Genomic DNA, 20,765 nt, shown 5'->3' on the forward strand with positions numbered 1-20,765 from the left:
GCGCCGACGAACCGGGACTATCCGGTCAGTCGGCGGGCAGGATCTACCAGTTCGCCCAGGCGATGTTCCAGCCGCCCAGCCCGTTGGAGGGCGCGACGGTCTTCTCCTTGCTGTTCACGACCTTGACCACGTCGCCGATCATCGAGTCGTTGAAGAACTTGCCCGCGACGGAGGTGTCGCTGCCGCCCTTCTCGTCCACCATCGCGACGCAGCCGTGGCTGGCGTTGGTCCTGCCGAACGGATTGGTCGCGTTGGACCAGTAGTTGCCGTGCACGAAGGTGCCGGAGGTGGTCAGCCGCATCGCGTGCGGCACGTCCTGGATGTCGTACTCGCCGCCGAGGCCGACGGTCTGCGAGTTCATCCGGGTGACCTTCTCCTTGGACATGATCACCATCGTCCCGCTCCAGGACGGCGTCGCCTCCGCGCCCATGGTGACCGGCACGGTGGTGCTCTTGCCGCCCCGCTCGATCGTCATCTGGTGCGACTTGGCGTCGGCGGTGGCGATCTGGGAGCGGCCGATGGTGAACGGCTCGTCCTTGTCCACGTCGCCGTAGACGCCCGGGGCGACCTCGACGCTCTTCAGCCGGTACTTGATGGTGACCTTGGTGTCCGGCTTCCAGTACTCGGCCGGGCGGAAGTCCAGCCGGTTGTCGCCGAACCAGTGGCCCTTCACCTCGGTGCCGTTGTTCGTCTCGAAGGTGATGCCCTTGAGGACGGCGTCCTTGTTCTTGACGGTCTTGCTGAAGTTCACCGAGACGATCATGCCGACGCCGTAGGTGGCGCCGTCGCTGATGTTGTCGTTGGTGGAGACCTTCTTGTCCGGCGTCAGCGTGGTGAACGTCGTGGTGGACGCGGTCACCAGGCCGTCGGCGTCCTTGGCCTGCGCGTTCACCTTGTACGCCATGCCGACGGTGAGCGCGGCGGCGGGCTTCCAGCCGATGCCGTCCGGAGTGATCGCCCCGTCTACCGGCTTGCCGTTCTTGTCGGTCACCTCGACCGTGGTGAGCTTGCCGTTCGAGACGGACACCTGCAACGCGTTGCTCGGTGCGACGTCCTGTGCGCCGTCCTTCGGCTCGACGGCCAGCACCGCGGCGGAGGCCTTCGGCTCGCCCGACGCGCCCGCCGGGGCCGCCGTCCCGCCCGCACCCGCCGTCGCCGCGGGCGCCGCGTTGTCGCCCCCGCCGCCCGTTCCGCCCTTGTCGTCGCCGCAGGCCGCGGTGAGCAGCAGCACCCCGCCCATGACCAACGCCATCGCACCCCTGCGCCCGTAACGGCTGGTGGTACGTATCGCGGCGTCGGCCGTCTTCCCCGTCTTCACGGTTTCTCCCCTCCCGGTATTCACTCTCTCGACGCGTTGAGTGCCCCCATGAGTTGCACCGGACGCCGATCTTTCGCGCCGGACCAGGGCGCGCGCCGGAGCAGGATAGCCGGGCCGTCCGAGCGGATCCCGGGGGGAGGTGGGTGGATCGGGGGTGAATCGGCGGTGAAGATCGACTACTGCGCGACGGGGCTGGAGGCGGGCCCGGCCGCGGGCCCGGCGACCGGCCCGAGGGCGCTGCCCGCCACCCACTGCTCCCACGGCATGTTCCAGCCGTTGAGGCCGTTCTGTGGCGGCACGAAGTCCCCCGCGGAGGCCTTCACCTCCAGCACGTCCCCCGGGACGGTGTGCTCGAACAGCCAGCCCGCCGGGGAGTCCTTGCTCGCTCCGCCCTTGGCGTCGGCCAGGCCGATGCAGCCGTGGCTGGTGTTGGCGGCGCCGAACACCCCGGGGTCCGCCCAGTAGTTGCCGTGCACGAAGGTGCCGGAGTCGGTCAGCCGCATCGCGTGCGGCACGTCCTTGATGTCGTACTCGTCGCCCATCCCGACGGTCTGCGAGTTCATCCGGGTCACCTTGTACTTCTCCGACACCACCATGACGCCCCGGTAGGTGGAGTGGTCACGGCTGCCGCCGGACACCTTGAGCACCCGCACCACCTTGCCGCCCTGCCCGGCCCGGACGGTCAGGGTGTGCGCGTCCAGGTCGACGGTGGAGACCTGGGCCCGGCCGACGGTGAAGTGCAGGTCCTTGGTCTGGGTCCCGAACTCGCCCGGCGCGCCCTGCACGTCCTTCAGCCGCAGCGCCACCGTCACCTTGGTGCCCGCCGCCCAGTACTGCTGCGGGCGGACGTCCAGCCGCTGGTTGCCGAACCAGTGCGCGGCCACCGGGACGGGCGGGTCGGCGCTCACCTGGACGGCCTTCTCCACCGCCGCCCGGTCCGTGATCGGCCGGCTGAAGCGCAACGACACCGGCATGCCGACACCGACGGTGGAGCCGTCCTCCGGGGTGAAGAAGGCGACGAAGGTGTGCGCCCGGGCCATCGTGGAGAACGCCGAGTGCTGGGCCGCCCGTTGGCCCTGGTCGTCCTCGGCGACGGCGTCCAGGGTGTACGCGGTGCCCAGCGGCAGCGGGCCGTCGGGCGTCCAGGCGGCGCCGTCCGGGGCGATCGTGCCGGGGACCTCGGTGCCCTTGGCGTCGGCCAGCCGGACGGTGACCAGCCGGCCCTGCGCCGCCGTCACCCGGACCGGGCCCTCCGGCGGCACGTCCTGGGCGCCGTCGGCGGGCAGCGCCGTGACGACCGCCCGGGACGGCGGCGGGGGCGGGGTGTGCGCCCCGGGCCCGGCGGCGTCCTGCGCGGGGACCGCCGGGGAGCCGCCGCACCCCGTCAGGACGGCGAGGCCCCAGGCCACCGCCGCCGCCCGCCGCGCCCACACCCGTCCTCGGCGCCGCATTCCGGGGCCTCCCACTGTCCACGTCCGGTACCGGGAAGGTCCGGTACCGGGAGCCTCCGCCACCGGTGACGCCCGGTGCCAGGAACGTCCGGTGGCGGGAACGCCCGATACCGGGAACAACGAGGGCAATCGCGGCGGGGACACGCGCGGCCGCGCGAAATCCCCCCATCCATCGGCCGCCATCCGCCGGTAAGCCCCCGTTCAGCCGCTTCCGATCTGCGCAATCCGGGAAAGAGGAAGTGAACGGGGTCCGGGACACCCCGTCCAGGGAGGGTGCGGCCATGGCGTCAGGGCAGGAGCTGGAAGCCGGAGTGCGGCTGCCCGGCGGGGACACCGCCGAGCCACCGTGGCCCGGCAGCTGGCAACCGCTCGGCGCCCGCTTCCGGACCGACCAACAGGGTCGCCAGGGAACCAACTTCGCGCTCTGGGCGGCCGGCGCCGAGGCGGTCGACCTCTGCCTGTTCGACGAGGACGGCCGGGAGGCCCGGCACCGCCTCACCGAGCAGGACTTCCAGACCTGGCACGGCTTCCTGCCCGGCGTCCGCCCCGGCAGCCGGTACGGCTTCCGCGTGCACGGCCGGTGGGACCCGTGGACGGGCGCCCGCTGGAACCCGGCGAAGCTGCTGCTCGACCCGTACGCCCGTGCCGTGGACGGCTGTTACACCAGCCACGACGCGGTCTGCGCCGCCGTCCGCAACTGGCCGGAGGCGGACGTCGCCGACACCGTCCGGGACAACCGAGACTCCGCCCGCTACGTGCCCAGATCCGTGGTCGTCCACGATGACGACGACTGGTACGACGACCACCGCCCGAAGACCCCGTGGGCCGAGACGGTGCTCTACGAACTGCACGTGCGCGGCTTCACCATGCGCCACCCCGACATCCCGCCGGAGCTCCGCGGCACCTACGCGGGCCTGGCCCACCCGGCCGCCGTCGCCCACCTGACCCGCCTCGGCGTGACCGCCGTCGAGCTGCTGCCGGTGCACCAGTACGCCAGCGAGGACCACCTCCAGTCGCGCGGCCTGGTCAACTACTGGGGCTACAACACGATCGGCTACTTCGCCCCGCACGCCGGCTACTCGGCGGCCGGCTCGCGCGGCGGCCAGGTCGGCGAGTTCAAGCGGATGGTCCGCGCCCTGCACGCCGCCGGGATCGAGGTGATCCTCGACGTGGTGTTCAACCACACCGCGGAGGGCGCCGAACTCGGCCCGATGCTCTCGCTGCGCGGCATCGACAACACCGCCTACTACCGCCCGGCCCCGCACCGCCCGCGCGGCTACGCCGACTTCACCGGCTGCGGCAACACCCTGGACACCCGCCGCCCGCAGGTGGTCCGGCTGGTCACCGACTCGCTGCGGTACTGGGTCACCGAGATGGGCGTGGACGGCTTCCGCTTCGACCTCGCCGCCGCCCTCGCCCGCGGCACCGACGGGGTCGACATGGACCACCCCTTCCTCGCCGCCGTCTCCCAGGACCCGCTGCTCAGCCGGGTGAAGCTGATCGCCGAGCCCTGGGACGTCGGCCCGGGCGGCTACCAGGTCGGCGGCTTCCCCCCGCTGTGGGCCGAGTGGAACGACAAGTACCGGGACACCGTGCGGGACTTCTGGCGCGGCGCCCGCCCGGACGTGCGCGAGCTGGGCTACCGGCTGTCCGGCTCCTCCGACCTCTACCAGCGCGGCGGCCGCCGCCCGTACGCCTCCGTCAACTACGTGACCGCGCACGACGGTTTCACGCTGCGCGACCTGGTCAGCTACGACCGCAAGCACAACGAGGCCAACGGCGAGGCCAACCGGGACGGCACCGACGACAACCGGTCCTGGAACCACGGCGTCGAGGGCGAGACCACCGACCCGGAGGTGAACGCCCTGCGGCTGCGCCAACTGCGCAACCTGCTGGCCACGCTGCTGCTCTCCACCGGCGTCCCCATGCTCACCGCCGGGGACGAGCTGGGCCGCACCCAGGGCGGCAACAACAACGCCTACTGCCAGGACAACGAGCTCGGCTGGCTGGACTGGTCGCTCCTGGCGGATCCCCGCTGGCGCGGGCTGTGCGAGCTGACCGCCCGGCTGATCCGGCTGCGCCGGGCCCACCCGGTGCTGCGGCAGCGGGCGTTCTTCTCCGGCCGGGCCGCCGCTCCGGGCGGCCAGCCGGACCTCGCCTGGTTCACGCCGCTGGGCAAGGAGATGACCGAGGCCGACTGGTTCGCCCCGACCGCCTGCCTGGGCATGCTGCTGTCCGGCACCGCGATGTCCGAACGGGACGAGGCCGGGCGGCCGACGCTGGACGACAGCTTCCTGCTGCTGCTCAACGCCGGCCACGAACCGGTGCTGTTCAGCCTCCCCGGCGAGCCCTGGGCCGCGCCGGAGGAGGCGTACGAGACGGTGGTCGACACCGCCGTCGAGGGCGGCGGCGAGCCCCGTCCGCAGGGCGCGACGCTGCTGGCCGGGCGCTCGCTGCGGCTGCTGCGCGCGCCCGCCGCCACGGCCTGAGCGGCGTCGGCCGCGCCTGCGGCGCACTCCGGCCCGTGCGGCCGGCCCCACGCGCCCCGCCGTTCACCCGCGCCCCACCCGTACGGGTGGCCGGTTCTCGCCGAAGGGTTCTGTCAGGGGTGAAAAACCTGATGAGAAATGACGCGACCTCGTCCTACCCTCACGACGATGGCCGAGAACCGACAAGACGACGACACCGCGACCGGGCACCGCTCCACGGTCCGCTCCCTCCTGCGCCTGTGGCCCTACGCCCGAGCCGTCCGCCGCCGGTTGGCCACCTCGGTGGCCGCCGCCCTGGTCGCCATGCTGAGCGTCCTCGGCGTCCCGCTGGTCCTCGGCCGGATCGTCGACGGCCCGCTCGCCGAACACGACCTGAGCGGACTCTGGCCGCTGATCGGCCTGCTGCTGGTCCTCGGGCTGGTCGAGGCCGCGCTGTTCTACACCCGCCGGGTGGTCCTGGCCCGCCCGCTGGCCGGGCTGGAGACGGCCATGCGCGGCGACCTCTTCGCCAAGCTCCAGCGGCTGCCGATCTCCTTCCACGAGCGCTGGGGATCCGGCCAGTTGCTCTCCCGGGCCACCGCCGACATGTACACCATGCGGCTGTTTCTGGCCTTCCCGCTGGTCTTCCTGGTCGTCAACTCGGTGATGTTCCTCGCCGGCACGGCGGTGATGTTCACCCAGGACTGGCGGCTCGCCCTGATCATCCTGCTGCCCGCCGTCCCGCTGTTCGTGCTCACCCGGCGGTTCGAGGCGGGCTACTCCGGCGCCTCCCGCCGCGCCCAGGACCAGAACGGCGACCTCGCCACCGTCATCGAGGAGTCCGTCCTCGGCATCCGCATCCTCAAGGCCTTCGGCCGCCACCGCTCGATGGCCGAGCGCTTCCGCGCCCAGGCCCACGACCTGCGCCGCACCGAACTGCGCAAGGCCGGGCTGCTCGCCAACCTCTGGGCGGTCATCGTCGGCCTGCCCGAGATCGCCCTCGGCTGCGCCCTCGCCGCCGGCGCCTACCTGGTCGCCCACGACGAGCTGAGCGCCGGCACCCTGGTCGCCTTCCTCTCCACCGCGCTGGCGCTGCGCTGGCCGGTCGAGTCCCTGGGCTGGCTGCTCGCCTACGCCAACGAGGCCGCCACCGCCACCGACCGCTTCTTCGAGGTGCTGGACGAGCCCGAGACCGCCGACCCGGGCACCGCCGACGGCCTCGGCGCCACCCCCGACGGCATCCGCTTCACCGGCGTCCGCTTCCGCTACCCCGACGCTCCCGCCGACACCCCCGACCTGCTGGCCGGCATCGACCTGCACATCCGCAGCGGCGAGACGATGGCCCTGGTCGGCGCCACCGGCAGCGGCAAGACCACGCTCACCGCGCTGCTCCCCCGCCTGTACGAGGCCACCGCCGGCACCATCACCCTGGACGGCCGGGACATCCGCGACCTCCCCCGGGAGCGGCTGCGCGAGCTGGTCGCGGTCGCCTTCGAGGAGCCCACCCTGTTCTCCGCCACCGTCCGGGAGAACGTCCTGATGGGCGCCCCGGGCGCGAACGACCAGCAGCTGCGCGCCGCCCTGGCCACCGCCCAGGCCTCCTTCGTGGACAAGCTCCCGGACGGCGTGGACACCGAGGTCGGCGAGCAGGGCCTGAGCCTGTCCGGCGGCCAGCGCCAGCGCCTCGCCCTGGCCCGTGCGGTGGTCGGCGACCCGGCCTTCCTGGTGCTGGACGACCCGCTCTCCGCCCTCGACGTGCACACCGAGGCCCTGGTCGAACGGGCGCTGCGCCAGGTCCTCGGCGCCACCACCGCCCTGGTGGTCGCCCACCGCCCGAGCACCGTGCTGCTCGCCGACCGGGTCGCGGTGCTCTCCGACGGCCGGATCGAGGCCGTCGGCACCCACCAGGACCTGCTGCGCGACTGCGCGCACTACCGCGAACTGATGTCGGGCGAGTCCGCCCCGATGCCCGAGGCCGTCCTGGTCTCCGAGGGGGGCACCACCCGATGACCACCACCATCTCGCCCGTCGGCCCCGCCGAACGGGAGACCGCCGAGCCGGTCGAGGAACAGCTGCCGCCGCCCCCGGCCGACGAGGAGGACATCCCCGTCCCGCCCGGCGCGCCCCGGGCGCTGCTGCGCTCGCTGCTCGGCCCGCACCGGGCCCGGATCGCCGTCGCGATGCTGGTGATCCTCATCCAGCAGGCGGCCCTGCAGTCCGGCCCGCTGCTGGTCGCCATCGCGATGGACCGCGGCATCCCAGCACTGCGCGAGAGCGACAGCGGCCCGCTGATCGCGGTGGTCTGCGCCTACCTGGGCTGCGCGCTGCTCAGCCTGCTGCTGCAGTGGGCGTTCATCAAGATCAGCGCCCGGGTCAACCAGGACATCCTGCTGGAGCTGCGCGGCCGGATCTTCCGGCACGCCCAGCGGCTGAGCCTGGACTTCCACGAGCGCTACACCTCGGGCCGGATCATCTCCCGCGCCACCAGCGACGTGGACGCGCTGCGCGAGCTGCTCTCCGAGGGCCTCCAGGAGCTGCTGACCGTCCTCCTGTCGGTCTGCTACATCTCGGTGCTGCTGCTGGTGCTGGACTGGCGGCTCGGCCTGGTCTCGCTGGCGTCGATCCTGCCGCTGGCGCTGATCGCCCGGTCCTTCCGCAGCCGCTCGCGCCGGGTCTACCGCCGCTCCCGCACCTCGGCCGCCTCACTGATCGTCCGTTTCACCGAGACCATGAACGGCATCCGCCCGGTGCAGGCCTTCCGCCGCGAGAAGGCCAACGACGAGGCCTTCGCCGTGGTCAACCGGCAGTCCGCCACCGCGACGGCGGACGGCCTGCTGGAGATCGCCCGCTACGTCGGCCTCTCCCGCGTCACCGCCAACCTGTGGACCACCGGCGTGGTGCTGCTCGGTGCCTACCTGGTCGCCGACGGCACGGTCGAGCTGGGCGTGCTCACCGCCTTCGTGCTCTACCTGCGCCGGCTCTACGACCCGATCGACCAGTTGGCGATGTTCCTGAACAGCTACCAGTCGGCCGCCGCCGCGCTGGAGAAGATCGCCGGCCTGCTCGCCCACGAGCCGACCGTCGCCGAACCGGCCGCGCCCGCCGAACTGCCGCAGGCCGCCGGCAAGGGGCGCGAGGTCCGCTTCGAGGAGACCCGTTTCGCCTACCGCACCGGCAAGCAGGTGCTGCCGCCGTTCGACCTGGTGATCCCGGCCGGGCAGACGGTGGCGGTGGTCGGCGCGACCGGCGCCGGCAAGTCGACGGTCGCCAAGTTGCTGGCCCGCTTCTACGACCCGACCGACGGCCGGATCCGGCTGGACGGCGTGGACCTGCGCGACCTCGCCACCCCCGAGCTGCGGCGCGGCGTGGTGATGGTGACCCAGGAGTCCTTCCTGTTCTCCGGCACCGTCGCCGAGAACATCGCGATCGGCCGCCCCGGCGCCGGCCGCGAGGAGGTCGAGCAGGCCGCCCGGGACATCGGCGCGTACGAGTTCATCGCCGCGCTCCCGGACGGCTTCGACACCGACGTGCGCAAGCGCGGCGGCCGGATCTCCGCCGGGCAGCGCCAGCTGGTCGCCTTCGCCCGCGCCCTGCTCGCCGACCCGTCGGTGCTGATCCTGGACGAGGCGACCAGCTCGCTGGACGTCCCCGGCGAGCAGGCCGTCCAGCGGGCCATGCGCACGGTGCTGGCCGGCCGGACGGCGGTGATCATCGCGCACCGGCTCTCCACCGTGGAGATCGCCGACCGCGTCCTGGTGATGGAGCAGGGCCGGATCGTCGAGGACGGCTCCCCGCAGGAGCTGATCGACGGATCCGGCCGCTTCGCCGCCCTCCACCAGGCCTGGCGGGACAGCCTGGTCTAGGGCCGGCGCTCCCCCCGGCAGGGCCTCAGCGCAGCACCCCCGCGTCCATCCCCGACGACTCGGCGGGCAGGGCCACCAGCCCCAGCTCCGCCGGGGAGGCCAGCCGGGGGTGGGCCGGCAGCACCCGGACGGTGTAGCCGAACGGGCCGGTCCGGCACAGCTCCAGCGAGCCCTCGTAGCGGGTCCGGCCGTCCAGGTCGGACCCGCCGACCGGCTTGAGGGCGAGCACGCAGCCATCCGAGATGCCGTCCGCCTCGTCCACCCGGCCGGACACCGCCTGCACCTCGACGTCGCCCGGCTCCAGCGCCCCGAGCGTGACCTGCACCCGCAGCGCCAGCGAGCTGCCCAGCTCCTGCGCCTCGTCCGGACAGTCCGCCTCGACGTGCTCGACCCGGACGGCCTGCCAGGCCTCCCGGACCTTCGCCTTCCAGGCCGCCAGCTCCAGGGCACCGTGGTGCTCCGCCGCCGCCAGCTCCCGCTGGGCCAGCGCCGCCGGGGTGTACAGCCGTTCGACGTACTCGCGGACCATCCGCCCGGCCAGCACCTTGGGGCCGAGGGTGACCAGGGTGTGCCGGACCATGGCGATCCAGCGGTGCGGCAGCCCGTCCGTGCCCCGGTCGTAGAACCGGCCGGCGACCTGGTCCTCGATCAGGTCGTACAGCGCGGCGGCCTCGATGTCGTCGCGGCGCTCGGCCTCGCTGCTCTCCGGGTCGAGCACGCCGCCGGTCTCGTCGGCGGTGGGGATCGCCCAGCCGTTCTGGCCGTCGTGCCACTCGTCCCACCAGCCGTCCAGGACGGACAGGTTGAGGCAGCCGTTGAGCGCGGCCTTCATCCCGGAGGTGCCGCAGGCCTCCAGCGGGCGCAGCGGGTTGTTCAGCCAGACGTCGCAGCCCGGGTAGAGGTGCCGGGCCATCGCCATGTCGTAGTCCGGCAGGAAGACGATCCGGTGCCGGACGGCCGGGTCGTCGGCGAAGGCGACCATCTGCTGGATCAGCCGCTTGCCGCCGTCGTCGGCCGGGTGGGCCTTGCCGGCGACCACGATCTGCACCGGCCGGACGGGGTGCAGCAGCAGGGCGCGCAGCCGGTCCGGGTCGCGCAGCATCAGGGTGAGCCGCTTGTACGAGGGCACCCGGCGGGCGAAGCCGATGGTGAGCACGTCGGGGTCGAGCACCGAGGAGACCCAGCCGAGTTCGGCCTCGCCGGCGCCGCGCTGGCGCCAGGAGTCGCGCAGCCGGCGGCGGGCCTCGTCGACCAGCTGGGCGCGCAGGCTGCGGCGCAGGTCCCAGATCTCGGTGTTGCCGATCCGCTCCAGGCCGGTCCAGCGCTTGGCGTCGCCGGTGGTCATGGCGTCCTCGGCGCGGTCGGCGCCGATCTCGGCGGCGCCGAGCCGCACGACCGCCGGGTCGATCCAGGTGGCGGCGTGGACGCCGTTGGTGACGGAGGTGATCGGCACCTCGGTGGCGTCGAAGCCGGGCCAGAGGCCGTTGAACATGGAGCGGCTGACCTCGCCGTGCAGGGTGGAGACCCCGTTGGCGCGCTGGGCGAGCCGCAGGCCCATGGCGGCCATGTTGAAGAGCTTCGGGTCCCCGCCGGGCCAGGTCTCGGCACCGAGCGCGAGCACCGGCTCGACCGGGACGCCCGGCAGCGCGGCGTCGCCGCTGAAGTGGCGGGCGACCAGCTCGCGGTCGAAGCGGTCGATGCCGGCCGGGACGGGTGTGTGGGTGGTGAACAGGGTGCCGGCCCGGACGGACTCCAGGGCGGCGGCGAAGTCCAGGCCGACGCTGTCGGGGCCGGGTGAGCCGGTGGAGACCAGCTCGCGGATCCGTTCGACGCCGAGGAAGCCCGCGTGGCCCTCGTTGGTGTGGAACACCTCGGGGGCGGGGTGCCCGGTGAGCCGGCAGTAGGCGCGGACGGCGCGGACGCCGCCGATGCCGAGCAGCATCTCCTGGAGCAGCCGGTGCTCGCTGCCGCCGCCGTAGAGCCGGTCGGTGACGTCGCGCTCGGCGGGCGAGTTGGCCTCGATGTCGGAGTCGAGGAGCAGCAGCGGGACCCGTCCGACCTGGGCCTTCCAGATGTGCGCGGCCAGGGTGCGGCCGCCGGGCAGCGCGAGGTCGACCCGGCCGGGGGTGCCGTCGTCCTCCCGGAGCAGGCTGACCGCGAGTTCGTCCGGGTCGAGCAGCGGGTAGCGCTCCTGCTGCCAGCCGTCCCGGTTGAGGGACTGCCGGAAGTAGCCGTGCCGGTAGAACAGGCCGACGCCGATGATCGGGACGCCGAGGTCGCTGGCGGCCTTGAGGTGGTCGCCGGCCAGGATGCCGAGCCCGCCGGAGTACTGGGGCAGCGCGGCGGCGATGCCGTACTCGGGGGAGAAGTAGGCGATGGCGGCGGGCGGCGGGGTGGCGCCGGCCTCCTGCTGGGCCTGGTACCAGCGCGGGCCGCTGAGGTACTCGCGCAGGTCGTCGGCGAGGTCGCCGAGTCTGCGCAGGAACCGCCGGTCGGCGGCGAGGGCGGCGAGCCGGGCGGCCGGGACCTCCCCGAGCAGCCGCACCGGGTCCTCGCCGGTCGCGGCCCAGACCTCCGGGTCCACGGACCGGAAGAGGTCCCTGGTCTCGGGGTGCCAGGACCAGCGCAGGTTGAGGGCCAGCTCGTGCAGCGGCTGGAGTTGTTCGGGCAGGACGGTGCGGACGGTGAATCTGCGGATTGCCTTCACGGCGTGAAGCGTAGCCGCGATGTCCGTCATGACAGTGCGTCAAGTGGGCTATTGGGCATCCGTTCGGCCTATTGATGAGATCGCATTCGGCGCATTGGTCTGCACGGGGGGCGCGCGCGGCGCACATTTCCGGGGTCCTGCGCTACCAATGCACGAACACTGCGGAACAGGTCCATTTCCGATGGCTCATCCGCTCAGGACAAAGCCCGAAACTACTGTCGTACCGCTGCAAAAGTCTTGTCCCCGGTGCGAGGATGACTCAAGGTCGTTGATGCTGCGGGGAGTGCGGCGGCGGGTGGCGTCCGCCTTGAAGCAGCACGTCCGAATCCTTTTCGCGTTGATCGTTCCCCTTCTTCTTAGCCCATTCGGCGCTCACCTCGCACCGACGCGTGTCCTCGTACTCGGCCTGCTCGTTCACGGGTCGACCGGGTCGCCCAGGGGCGTGCCCCTGGAGGCGCGCGCCGGGACGCGCGCGGCTCCAGGGCCCCCCGTCGAGGGCTCGGCGGGCGCCGGGCAGGTTGCCGGGGACGGCGGCGCGGGCAGGCTTCCGGTCGCACGTCCTCCCCACCCAGCAGTCCTCCCGGTACTCCCCTGGCCCATTCCCCGGCCCGCGGGAGCTGCCGCCGATCTCGGGCAGGAGTTTGACATGCACGGCGACACGCGGGACCAGTCCACACCGGTGGCCGACAGCCACGACGCAGCGGTCGCGGAATCCGCCGGACGGATGGATTCTGACACTCGGACGGATCCGGCGATGCCGGCGCCGCGGGCCGCCGGGGCGGTCCGCACCGAGCCGGCCGAAGCGGCCCGACAACCCGGGGCCGAGGAGGGCCGGACCGCGGCACCGCGCAGGCGCACCACCACCACGCGCCGCGCCGCAGCCACCGCGAAGGCCACCGCCGACGCCGCCGGGACCGCCGGGACCACCGCCGAGGGCGACTCCGGCGCCGCGCCGCGCAAGGCCTCCGCCCGCAAGCCCGCCGCCCGCAAGACGACAGAGAGCGACACCGTGATCGGCCGCATCCCCGTCCTGGACGTCAGCCCCCTCGTCGACTCCGGCCGCCGCCCGGCCAAGGCCGTCGTCGGCGAGACCTTCCTGGTCACCGCGACCGTGTTCCGCGAGGGCCACGACGCCGTCAACGCCAACGTGGTGCTGCGCGACCCGCGCGGCCGCGGCGGCCCGTGGACGCCGATGCGCGAGCTGGCCGAGGGCACCGACCGCTGGGGCGCGCACGTCACCCCGACCGCGCCCGGCCGCTGGTCGTACCTGGTCGAGGCGTGGAGCGACCCGGTCGCCACCTGGCGCCGGACCGCCGCCGTGAAGCTGCCCGCCGGGATCGACACCGCGCTGGTCCTGGAGGACGGCGCCCGGCTGCTGGAGCAGGCCGCGGTCGGCGTGCCGAAGAAGGAGGGCCGCGCGCACGTGCTGGCGGCCGCCGACGCGCTGCGCGACCCCGGCCTGCCGCCGCTGTCCCGGCTGGCCGCCGCGCTCGCCCCCGAGGTGCTGGACCTGCTGGCCCGGTACCCGCTGCGCGAACTGCTCAGCGCCTCCCGCCCGCTGCCGCTCCAGGTGGACCGCGAGCGCGCGCTGTACGGCTCCTGGTACGAGTTCTTCCCCCGCTCGGAGGGCGCGGTGGTGGATCCGAGCGGCGTCGAGCCACCGCGTTCGGGCACCCTGCGCACCGCCGCCGAGCGGCTGCCGGCCGTCGCCGCGATGGGCTTCGACGTGGTCTACCTGCCGCCGGTGCACCCGATCGGGCGAGCCTTCCGCAAGGGGCCGGACAACGCCCTGACGGCCGGTCCGCACGACGTCGGCTCGCCCTGGGCGATCGGCTCCCCCGAGGGCGGCCACGACGCCGTCCACCCCGACCTCGGCACGATCGAGGACTTCGACCACTTCGTCGCCGAGGCCGAGGCCCTGCGCCTGGAGGTGGCGCTGGACTTCGCCCTCCAGTGCTCCCCCGACCACCCGTGGGTGAACAAGCACCCGGAATGGTTCAGCCACCGCGCGGACGGCACCATCGCGTACGCCGAGAACCCGCCGAAGAAGTACCAGGACATCTATCCGATCAACTTCGACCAGGACATGGAAGGAATCGTCAAGGAAACCATCCGGATCCTCCGGTTCTGGATGTCCCACGGCGTTCGGATCTTCCGGGTCGACAACCCGCACACCAAACCGGTGGCGTTCTGGGAGAAGGTGCTCGCCGACATCGCCCGCACCGACCCGGACGTCGTGTTCCTGGCGGAGGCCTTCACCCGGCCCGCGATGATGCACACCCTGGGGAAGATCGGTTTCCACCAGTCGTACACGTACTTCACCTGGCGCACCACCAAGCCGGAACTCACCGAGTACCTCACCGAACTCACCGGTGACGCCGCCGCCTACATGCGGCCCAACTTCTTCGCCAACACCCCGGACATCCTGCACGGCTACCTCCAGCACGGCGGCCGCGCCGCGTTCGCGATCCGCGCCGTGCTCGCCGCCACCCTCGCCCCCAGCTACGGCGTCTACGCCGGCTTCGAGCTGTACGAGGACGAGCCGGCCCACCCCGGCTCCGAGGAGTACCTGCACTCGGAGAAGTACGAGCTGCGCCCGCGCGACTGGACCCGCACCGACTCCCTCGCCCCGCTGCTCACCGTGCTGAACCGGCTGCGCCGGCGCCACCCCGCCCTCCAGCAGTTGCGCAACCTGCGCTTCCACCCCACCGACAACGACCAGGTGCTCGCCTACTCCAAGACCGCGACCACCCCCGAGGGCCTCACCGACCAGGTCGTCACCGTGGTCAACCTCGACCCGCACCACGTCCAGGAGGCCACCGTCACCCTCGACGGCGACGGCCCGTACGCGGTGCACGACGAGCTCACCGGCGCCGTCTACACCTGGGGCCGGCACAACTACGTCCGGCTCGATCCCTCAGCCGAGCCGGCTCACCTCCTCACGGTTCGGAGGAACCCAGCGTGACTGTGAACGAGCCCGTCCCCGACACCTTCCCGGAGACCTCGAAGAAGAACCTGGACCCGGAGTGGTTCAAGCGTGCGGTCTTCTACGAGGTGCTGGTGCGGTCCTTCCAGGACAGCAACGGCGACGGGGTCGGGGACCTGAAGGGGCTCACCACCAAACTCGACTACCTGCAGTGGCTCGGGGTCGACTGCCTCTGGCTCCCGCCGTTCTTCGCCTCGCCGCTGCGCGACGGCGGGTACGACGTGGCCGACTACAAGTCGGTGCTGCCGGAGTTCGGCGACCTCGCCGACTTCATGGAGTTCGTCGACGCCGCGCACGCCCGCGGCATGCGCGTGATCATCGACTTCGTCATGAACCACACCAGCGACCAGCACCCGTGGTTCCAGGCCTCCCGGACGGACCCGGACGGCCCGTACGGCGACTTCTACATGTGGGCCGACGACGACAAGCAGTACCCGGACGCCCGGATCATCTTCGTCGACACCGAGACCTCCAACTGGACCTACGACCCGGTCCGCAAGCAGTACTTCTGGCACCGGTTCTTCTCCCACCAGCCGGACCTCAACTACGACAACCCCCGCGTCCAGCAGGAGATGATCGCCGGACTGCGGTTCTGGCTCGACCTCGGCATCGACGGCTTCCGGCTGGACGCGGTGCCGTACCTGTTCGCCAGCGAGGGCACCAACTGCGAGAACCTGCCGGAGACCCACGAGTTCCTCCAGCGGGTCCGCAAGGAGATCGACGCCGACTACCCCGACACCGTCCTGCTGGCCGAGGCCAACCAGTGGCCCGAGGACGTCGTCGACTACTTCGGCGACTTCACCGCGGGCGGCGACGAGTGCCACATGGCGTTCCACTTCCCGGTGATGCCCCGGATCTTCATGGCCGTGCGGCGGGAGTCCCGCTACCCGGTGTCGGAGATCCTCAGCAAGACCCCGCAGATCCCCGGCGGCTGCCAGTGGGGCATCTTCCTGCGCAACCACGACGAGCTGACCCTGGAGATGGTCACCGACGAGGAGCGCGACTACATGTACGCGGAGTACGCCAAGGACCCCCGGATGCGCGCCAACGTGGGCATCCGCCGCCGGCTCGCCCCGCTGCTGGAGAACGACCGCAACCAGATCGAGCTCTTCACCGCCCTGCTGTTCTCGCTGCCCGGCTCGCCGGTCCTCTACTACGGGGACGAGATCGGCATGGGCGACAACATCTGGCTGGGCGACCGGGACGGCGTGCGCACGCCGATGCAGTGGACCCCGGACCGCAACGCGGGTTTCTCCTCCGCCGACCCGGGCAGGCTCAGTCTGCCGCCCATCATGGACCCGGTGTACGGCTACCAGGTGACCAACGTCGAGGCACAGCAGAGCAGTTCGAGTTCGCTGCTGCACTGGACGCGTCGCATGATCGAGATCCGCAAGCTCAATCCGGCGTTCGGCCTCGGTACGTACACCGAACTGCCCTCCAGCAACCCCGCCGTGCTGGCCTTCGTGCGCGAACACGAGGGGGACCTGGTCATGTGCGTGAACAACTTCTCGCGGTTCGCGCAGCCGACCGAGCTGGATCTGCGGCAGTACGGCGGACGGTACCCGGTCGAGCTGATCGGCGGGGTGCGCTTCCCCTCCATCGGCGAGTGGCCCTACCTGCTCACGCTGGCCGGCCACGGCTTCTACTGGTTCCAGCTCCGGCAGCCGCCGCGGCTGAGCGGGACCAGGCGCTCGAAGTAACGATCCGCCACACCCTGCCCCACAGCACCACCAGACCCTCCGGGGGCGCGAGTTGAACCCCTGCGCCCCCGGAGTTCTCTGCACCGCCGCGTACGGAGAACAGCCCAACGGCCACCCACACGAAGGCGTGACACCTGAGCCCCGCTCGCGTGCCGCCGCCGCCGCGCCGCCGAAATCCGGAAGACTGACGGACCCGGCCAGACCCGTCGGGCAGTCCGCCCGCTTCCGGGGAAAGGGAGTCATGTCCGAAACCTCCCGTTCTCAAGCCCATGTGCAGCAGGACGCCCCCGCCGACACCGCCGCGCCGGCGGGCGCGCGGAGCACCGGGGCCCGGAGAACCGCCCTGGGGGTCAGCGAACTCGTCCAGGCCGCGCTGCCGCTGATCGCCGAGTGGCTCCCCACCCAGCGGTGGTACGCCGGAAAGGGACGGCCCATCACCGGCCTCACCCCGATGGTCGGAACCCCGCTCCAGGTCGGCGACCCCGCCCTGCTGCACCTGCTGCTGCGGGTCGAGCACGCCACCACGGCCGGCGCCCCGCACGGCGACATCTACCAACTCCTGCTCGGCATCCGCTCGGAGGGGCCCGCGGACATCGAGCCCAGCGCCGTGCTCGGCCGGCTCAGCCAGGGCCCGTACGACGGCGCGGCGCTCTACGACGCCGTCCACGACCCCGAACTCACCGGGCGGCTGCTGGAACACCTCGCCACCGGCGACCGGTTCGGCTCGCTGTCCTTCCGCCGGACCCCCGGCTCCGGGCTCCCCGCCAACCTCCCAGGCCGCGCCTCCACCGCCGAGCAGTCCAACAGCTCGGTCATCTACGGCACCTCGTACATCCTCAAGCTGTTCCGCCGCATCCACCCCGGCACCAACCCCGACCTCGAACTCTCCCTCGCCCTCTCCCGGGCCGGCTCCACCCGGATCCCCCGGGTCGCCGCCTGGTTCGAGAGCCGGCTGGAACGCGCCGAACCCGCCACCCTCGGGCTGCTCCAGCGCTACCTGCCGGACGCCGAGGACGGCTGGGAGCTCGCCCTCGACCAGGTCGGCCGGCTCAAGGGCGACCCCTCCCCCGGCAACTTCGCCATCGAGGCCCACCGGCTCGGCCGGGCCACCGCCGAAGTCCACCGGGTCCTGGCCCGCTCGATGCCGGTCGCCCGGCTCGACCGCGCCCAGACCAGCCGGCTCGCCACCACCATGGCCGACCGGCTGGACAGCGCCGTCGCCGCCGTCCCCGGCCTGCTGCGCTACCGGGCCGCACTGCGCACCGCCTTCCAGCAACTCGCCGACGCCCACCCCGACGGCCTGCCCGTCCAGCGCATCCACGGCGACCTGCACCTCGGACAGGCCATGCGCACCCCGCACGGCTGGGTGCTGCTGGACTTCGAGGGCGAACCCGCCAAGTCCGTCAACGAACGCCGCGAACCCCAGCCCGCGCTGCGCGACGTCGCCGCCATGCTCCGCTCCTTCGACTACGCGGCCGCCCACCTGCTGGCCGGCGGCCCGGTCGATCCGGAACTCGCCCACCTCGCCGCCGCCTGGGCCCAGCGCAACCGCACCGCCTTCTGCGCCGGCTACACCGCCGGCGGCGGCGCCGACCCGGCGGCCTCACCGGAGCTGATGCGGGCCCTGGAGATCGACAAGGCGGTGTACGAGGTCGTGTACGAGGCCCGGCACCGGCCGAGCTGGCTGCCGATCCCGCTCGCCGCGATCAACCGGCTCGCCCTCACCGTCTGACCGCTCCGGCCCGCCCGCACCCCCTGCCCTGCCCGCCCCCTGCCCCACCCGCACCCCCGGTTCCGCCGCCCTGGAGTTAGCCCACCCCCCGTCGCAGGAGGACCCAGCCGTGACGCCGCTCGACCCGCCCGGCCGCACCACCCGCCCCGTCCCGGCCACCTTCCTGGCCGGCCCGGACTCGCCCCGGCCCGAGCCCGTCCCGGCCGAGGAGTCCGCGCCGGCCGGCGAACCCGCCCCAACGGAGGAGTCCGTACCAGTCGCGGCGTCCGCACCGGTCACGGCTCCGCCCACGGCCTCGCTGCGCCTGCCCGAGGCGCCGCTGCCGCCGTCCGAGGTGGACCGACTGGTCGGCGGGCAGCACCACGACCCGCACGCCCTGCTCGGCGCGCACCCGGTGCACGGCGGCACCGCGATCCGGGTGCTGCGCCCGTTCGCCGAGCGGGTGGTCGTCGAGACCACCCAGGGCCCGGCCGAACTCACCCATCAGCAGGGCGGGTTGTTCACGGGGCTGGTGGCCGGCGCCGACGCCGTGGACTACCGGCTGCTGGTGACCTACCCCGGCGGCGAGCCGCTGGCCCAGCACGACGGCTACCGCACCCCGCCCACCCTCGGCGAACTCGACCTGCACCTGATCTCCGAAGGCCGGCACGAGCAGCTGTGGCAGGCCCTCGGCTCGCACGTGCGCACCGTCGACGGCGTCGCCGGCACCGCCTTCGCGGTCTGGGCGCCGAACGCCGTCGGCGTCCGGCTGATCGGCGACTTCAACCACTGGGACGGCACCGGGCACCCGATGCGCTCGCTCGGCTCGTCCGGCATCTGGGAGCTCTTCGTCCCGGGCCTCGCCGAGGGCGCCGCGTACAAGTACGAGGTCCACACCCGGCAGGGCTGGGTGCTCGACAAGGCCGACCCGCTCGCCCGGGCCGCCCAGTGCCCGCCCGCCACCGCCTCGGTGGTCACCTCCTCCGACTACCGCTGGCAGGACGGCGAGTGGATGGCCCGCCGGGCCCGCGCCGCGCACCACCGGGCGCCGATGTCCGTCTACGAGCTGCACCTGGCCTCCTGGCGGCCCGACCTCACCAGCTACCGCGCCATCGCCGAGGAACTGCCGCTCTACCTCAAGGAGTTGAACTTCACCCACGTGGAGTTCATGCCGGTCATGGAGCACCCCTTCGGCGGCTCCTGGGGCTACCAGGTGTCCGGCTACTACGCCCCCACCGCCCGGCTCGGCAGCCCCGACGACTTCCGCCACCTGGTCGACACCCTGCACCGGCACGGCATCGGCGTGATCGTCGACTGGGTGCCCGCCCACTTCCCCAAGGACGCCTTCGCGCTCGCCCGCTTCGACGGCGAGCCGCTGTACGAGCCGGCCGACCCGCTGCGCGCCGAGCACCCCGACTGGGGAACCCTGGAGTTCGACTACGGCCGCACGGAGGTGCGCAACTTCCTCGTCGCCAACGCGGTCTACTGGTGCGAGGAGTTCCACATCGACGGCCTGCGGGTGGACGCCGTCGCCTCGATGCTCTACCTCGACTACTCCCGCGAGGGCGGCGCCTGGACGCCCAACCAGCACGGCGGCCGGGAGAACCCGGACGCGGCCGCGTTCCTCCAGGAGATGAACGCCACCGTCTACCGGCGCTGCCCCGGCGTGGTCACCATCGCCGAGGAGTCCACCGCCTGGGACGGCGTCACCCGCCCGACCGACGCCGGCGGCCTCGGCTTCGGGCTCAAGTGGAACATGGGCTGGATGCACGACTCGCTGGTCTACATGTCCAAGGAGCCGGTGCACCGCAAGTTCCACCACAACGAGATCACCTTCTCGATGGTGTACGCCTACTCGGAGAACTACGTCCTGCCGATCTCGCACGACGAGGTGGTGCACGGCAAGCAGGCGCTGGTCTCCAAGATGCCCGGCGACTGGTGGCAGCAGCGCGCCAACCACCGCGCCTACCTGGGCTTCATGTGGTCCCACCCGGGCAAGCAACTGCTCTTCATGGGACAGGAGTTCGCCCAGGGAGCGGAATGGGACCACGAGCAGGGCCCGCAGTGGTGGGTGCTCGACGAGCAGTGGCCCGCCCACCAGGACCACCGCGGCGTCCGCCGGCTGGTCCGCGACCTCAACCGGCACTACCTGGACACCCCCGCCCTCTGGGAACGGGACACCACCCCGGACGGCTTCCGCTGGCTCGACGGCGGCGCCGCCGAGGACAACCTGCTCTCCTTCGTCCGGTACGCGGCCGACGGCTCGCCGCTGGTCGCGGTCTGCAACTTCTCCCCCGTCGTCCGGCACGGCCACCGGGTCGGCCTGCCCGACCTGGACGGCCGCGACCAGCTGTGGGAGGAACTGCTCAACACCGACGCCGAGGCCTACGGCGGCGGCGGCATCGGCAACTCCCACCCGGTCAAGGCCGAACCGACCCCCTGGCACGACCAGCCCCGCTCCGCCGAACTGGTCCTCCCCCCGCTCGCCACCCTCTGGCTCCGCCCGGCCCGCTGAGGGCCTGAGCACCTGAGTGTCTGAGCGCCTGCCCGGCCGGGCAGGC

At 72.7% G+C, this 20,765-nt stretch carries 10 protein-coding genes; 7 read left to right on the top strand and 3 right to left on the bottom strand.

Translation table 11 applies throughout. From position 1 onward, the window contains the following. Positions 1-43: 43 nt before the first annotated feature. Positions 44-1,318 (bottom strand): Ig-like domain-containing protein, encoded by a 1,275-nt coding sequence (locus AB0O19_RS12305; RefSeq protein ID WP_363619273.1) that lies wholly within the window; start codon positions 1,316-1,318, stop codon positions 44-46. Between the two features lie 176 nt (positions 1,319-1,494). Then, on the bottom strand, positions 1,495-2,769 hold the full coding sequence (locus tag AB0O19_RS12310) for an Ig-like domain-containing protein (protein WP_363619274.1): 1,275 nt from the start codon (positions 2,767-2,769) through the stop codon (positions 1,495-1,497). 281 nt (positions 2,770-3,050) lie between these two features. Here AB0O19_RS12310 and glgX point away from each other — a divergent pair, with 281 nt between their 5' ends. The 3 genes from glgX to AB0O19_RS12325 all read left to right on the top strand — a co-directional run bounded on the left by glgX (position 3,051) and on the right by AB0O19_RS12325 (position 9,100). Beyond that, complete coding sequence (gene glgX / locus AB0O19_RS12315) at positions 3,051-5,258, top strand: glycogen debranching protein GlgX (protein WP_363619275.1); 2,208 nt, start codon at positions 3,051-3,053, stop codon at positions 5,256-5,258. 168 nt (positions 5,259-5,426) lie between these two features. After that, on the top strand, positions 5,427-7,247 hold the full coding sequence (locus tag AB0O19_RS12320; protein ID WP_363619276.1) for an ABC transporter ATP-binding protein: 1,821 nt from the start codon (positions 5,427-5,429) through the stop codon (positions 7,245-7,247). Continuing rightward, positions 7,244-9,100 (top strand): ABC transporter ATP-binding protein, encoded by a 1,857-nt coding sequence (locus tag AB0O19_RS12325; RefSeq protein ID WP_363619277.1) that lies wholly within the window; start codon positions 7,244-7,246, stop codon positions 9,098-9,100. Before AB0O19_RS12320 ends, AB0O19_RS12325 begins: the two co-directional genes overlap by 4 nt. Before the next feature lie 25 nt (positions 9,101-9,125). Here AB0O19_RS12325 and glgP read toward each other — a convergent pair whose 3' ends face one another. Further along, the gene (gene glgP / locus AB0O19_RS12330) at positions 9,126-11,807 is read right to left on the bottom strand and encodes an alpha-glucan family phosphorylase (protein WP_363619278.1); all 2,682 of its coding nucleotides are present in this window, start codon (positions 11,805-11,807) and stop codon (positions 9,126-9,128) included. 1,009 nt (positions 11,808-12,816) lie between these two features. Here glgP and AB0O19_RS12335 point away from each other — a divergent pair. The 4 genes from AB0O19_RS12335 to glgB all read left to right on the top strand — a co-directional run bounded on the left by AB0O19_RS12335 (position 12,817) and on the right by glgB (position 20,719). Further along, positions 12,817-14,772, top strand: a complete 1,956-nt coding sequence (locus AB0O19_RS12335; protein ID WP_363619373.1) for an alpha-1,4-glucan--maltose-1-phosphate maltosyltransferase — start codon at positions 12,817-12,819, stop codon at positions 14,770-14,772. Next, positions 14,769-16,493 (top strand): maltose alpha-D-glucosyltransferase, encoded by a 1,725-nt coding sequence (gene treS / locus AB0O19_RS12340; RefSeq protein WP_363619279.1) that lies wholly within the window; start codon positions 14,769-14,771, stop codon positions 16,491-16,493. The genes AB0O19_RS12335 and treS overlap by 4 nt, the downstream gene beginning before the upstream one ends. Before the next feature lie 241 nt (positions 16,494-16,734). After that, the gene (locus tag AB0O19_RS12345; protein ID WP_363619280.1) at positions 16,735-18,225 is read left to right on the top strand and encodes a phosphotransferase; all 1,491 of its coding nucleotides are present in this window, start codon (positions 16,735-16,737) and stop codon (positions 18,223-18,225) included. A gap of 109 nt (positions 18,226-18,334) precedes the next feature. Further along, positions 18,335-20,719: a 1,4-alpha-glucan branching enzyme gene (gene glgB / locus AB0O19_RS12350; RefSeq protein ID WP_363619281.1), complete on the top strand. Its 2,385-nt coding sequence runs from the start codon at positions 18,335-18,337 to the stop codon at positions 20,717-20,719. Positions 20,720-20,765: the final 46 nt, after the last annotated feature.

The sequence above is a fragment of the Kitasatospora sp. NPDC091276 genome, from assembly GCF_040684355.1.
Classification (GTDB): Bacteria; Actinomycetota; Actinomycetes; order Streptomycetales; family Streptomycetaceae; genus Kitasatospora.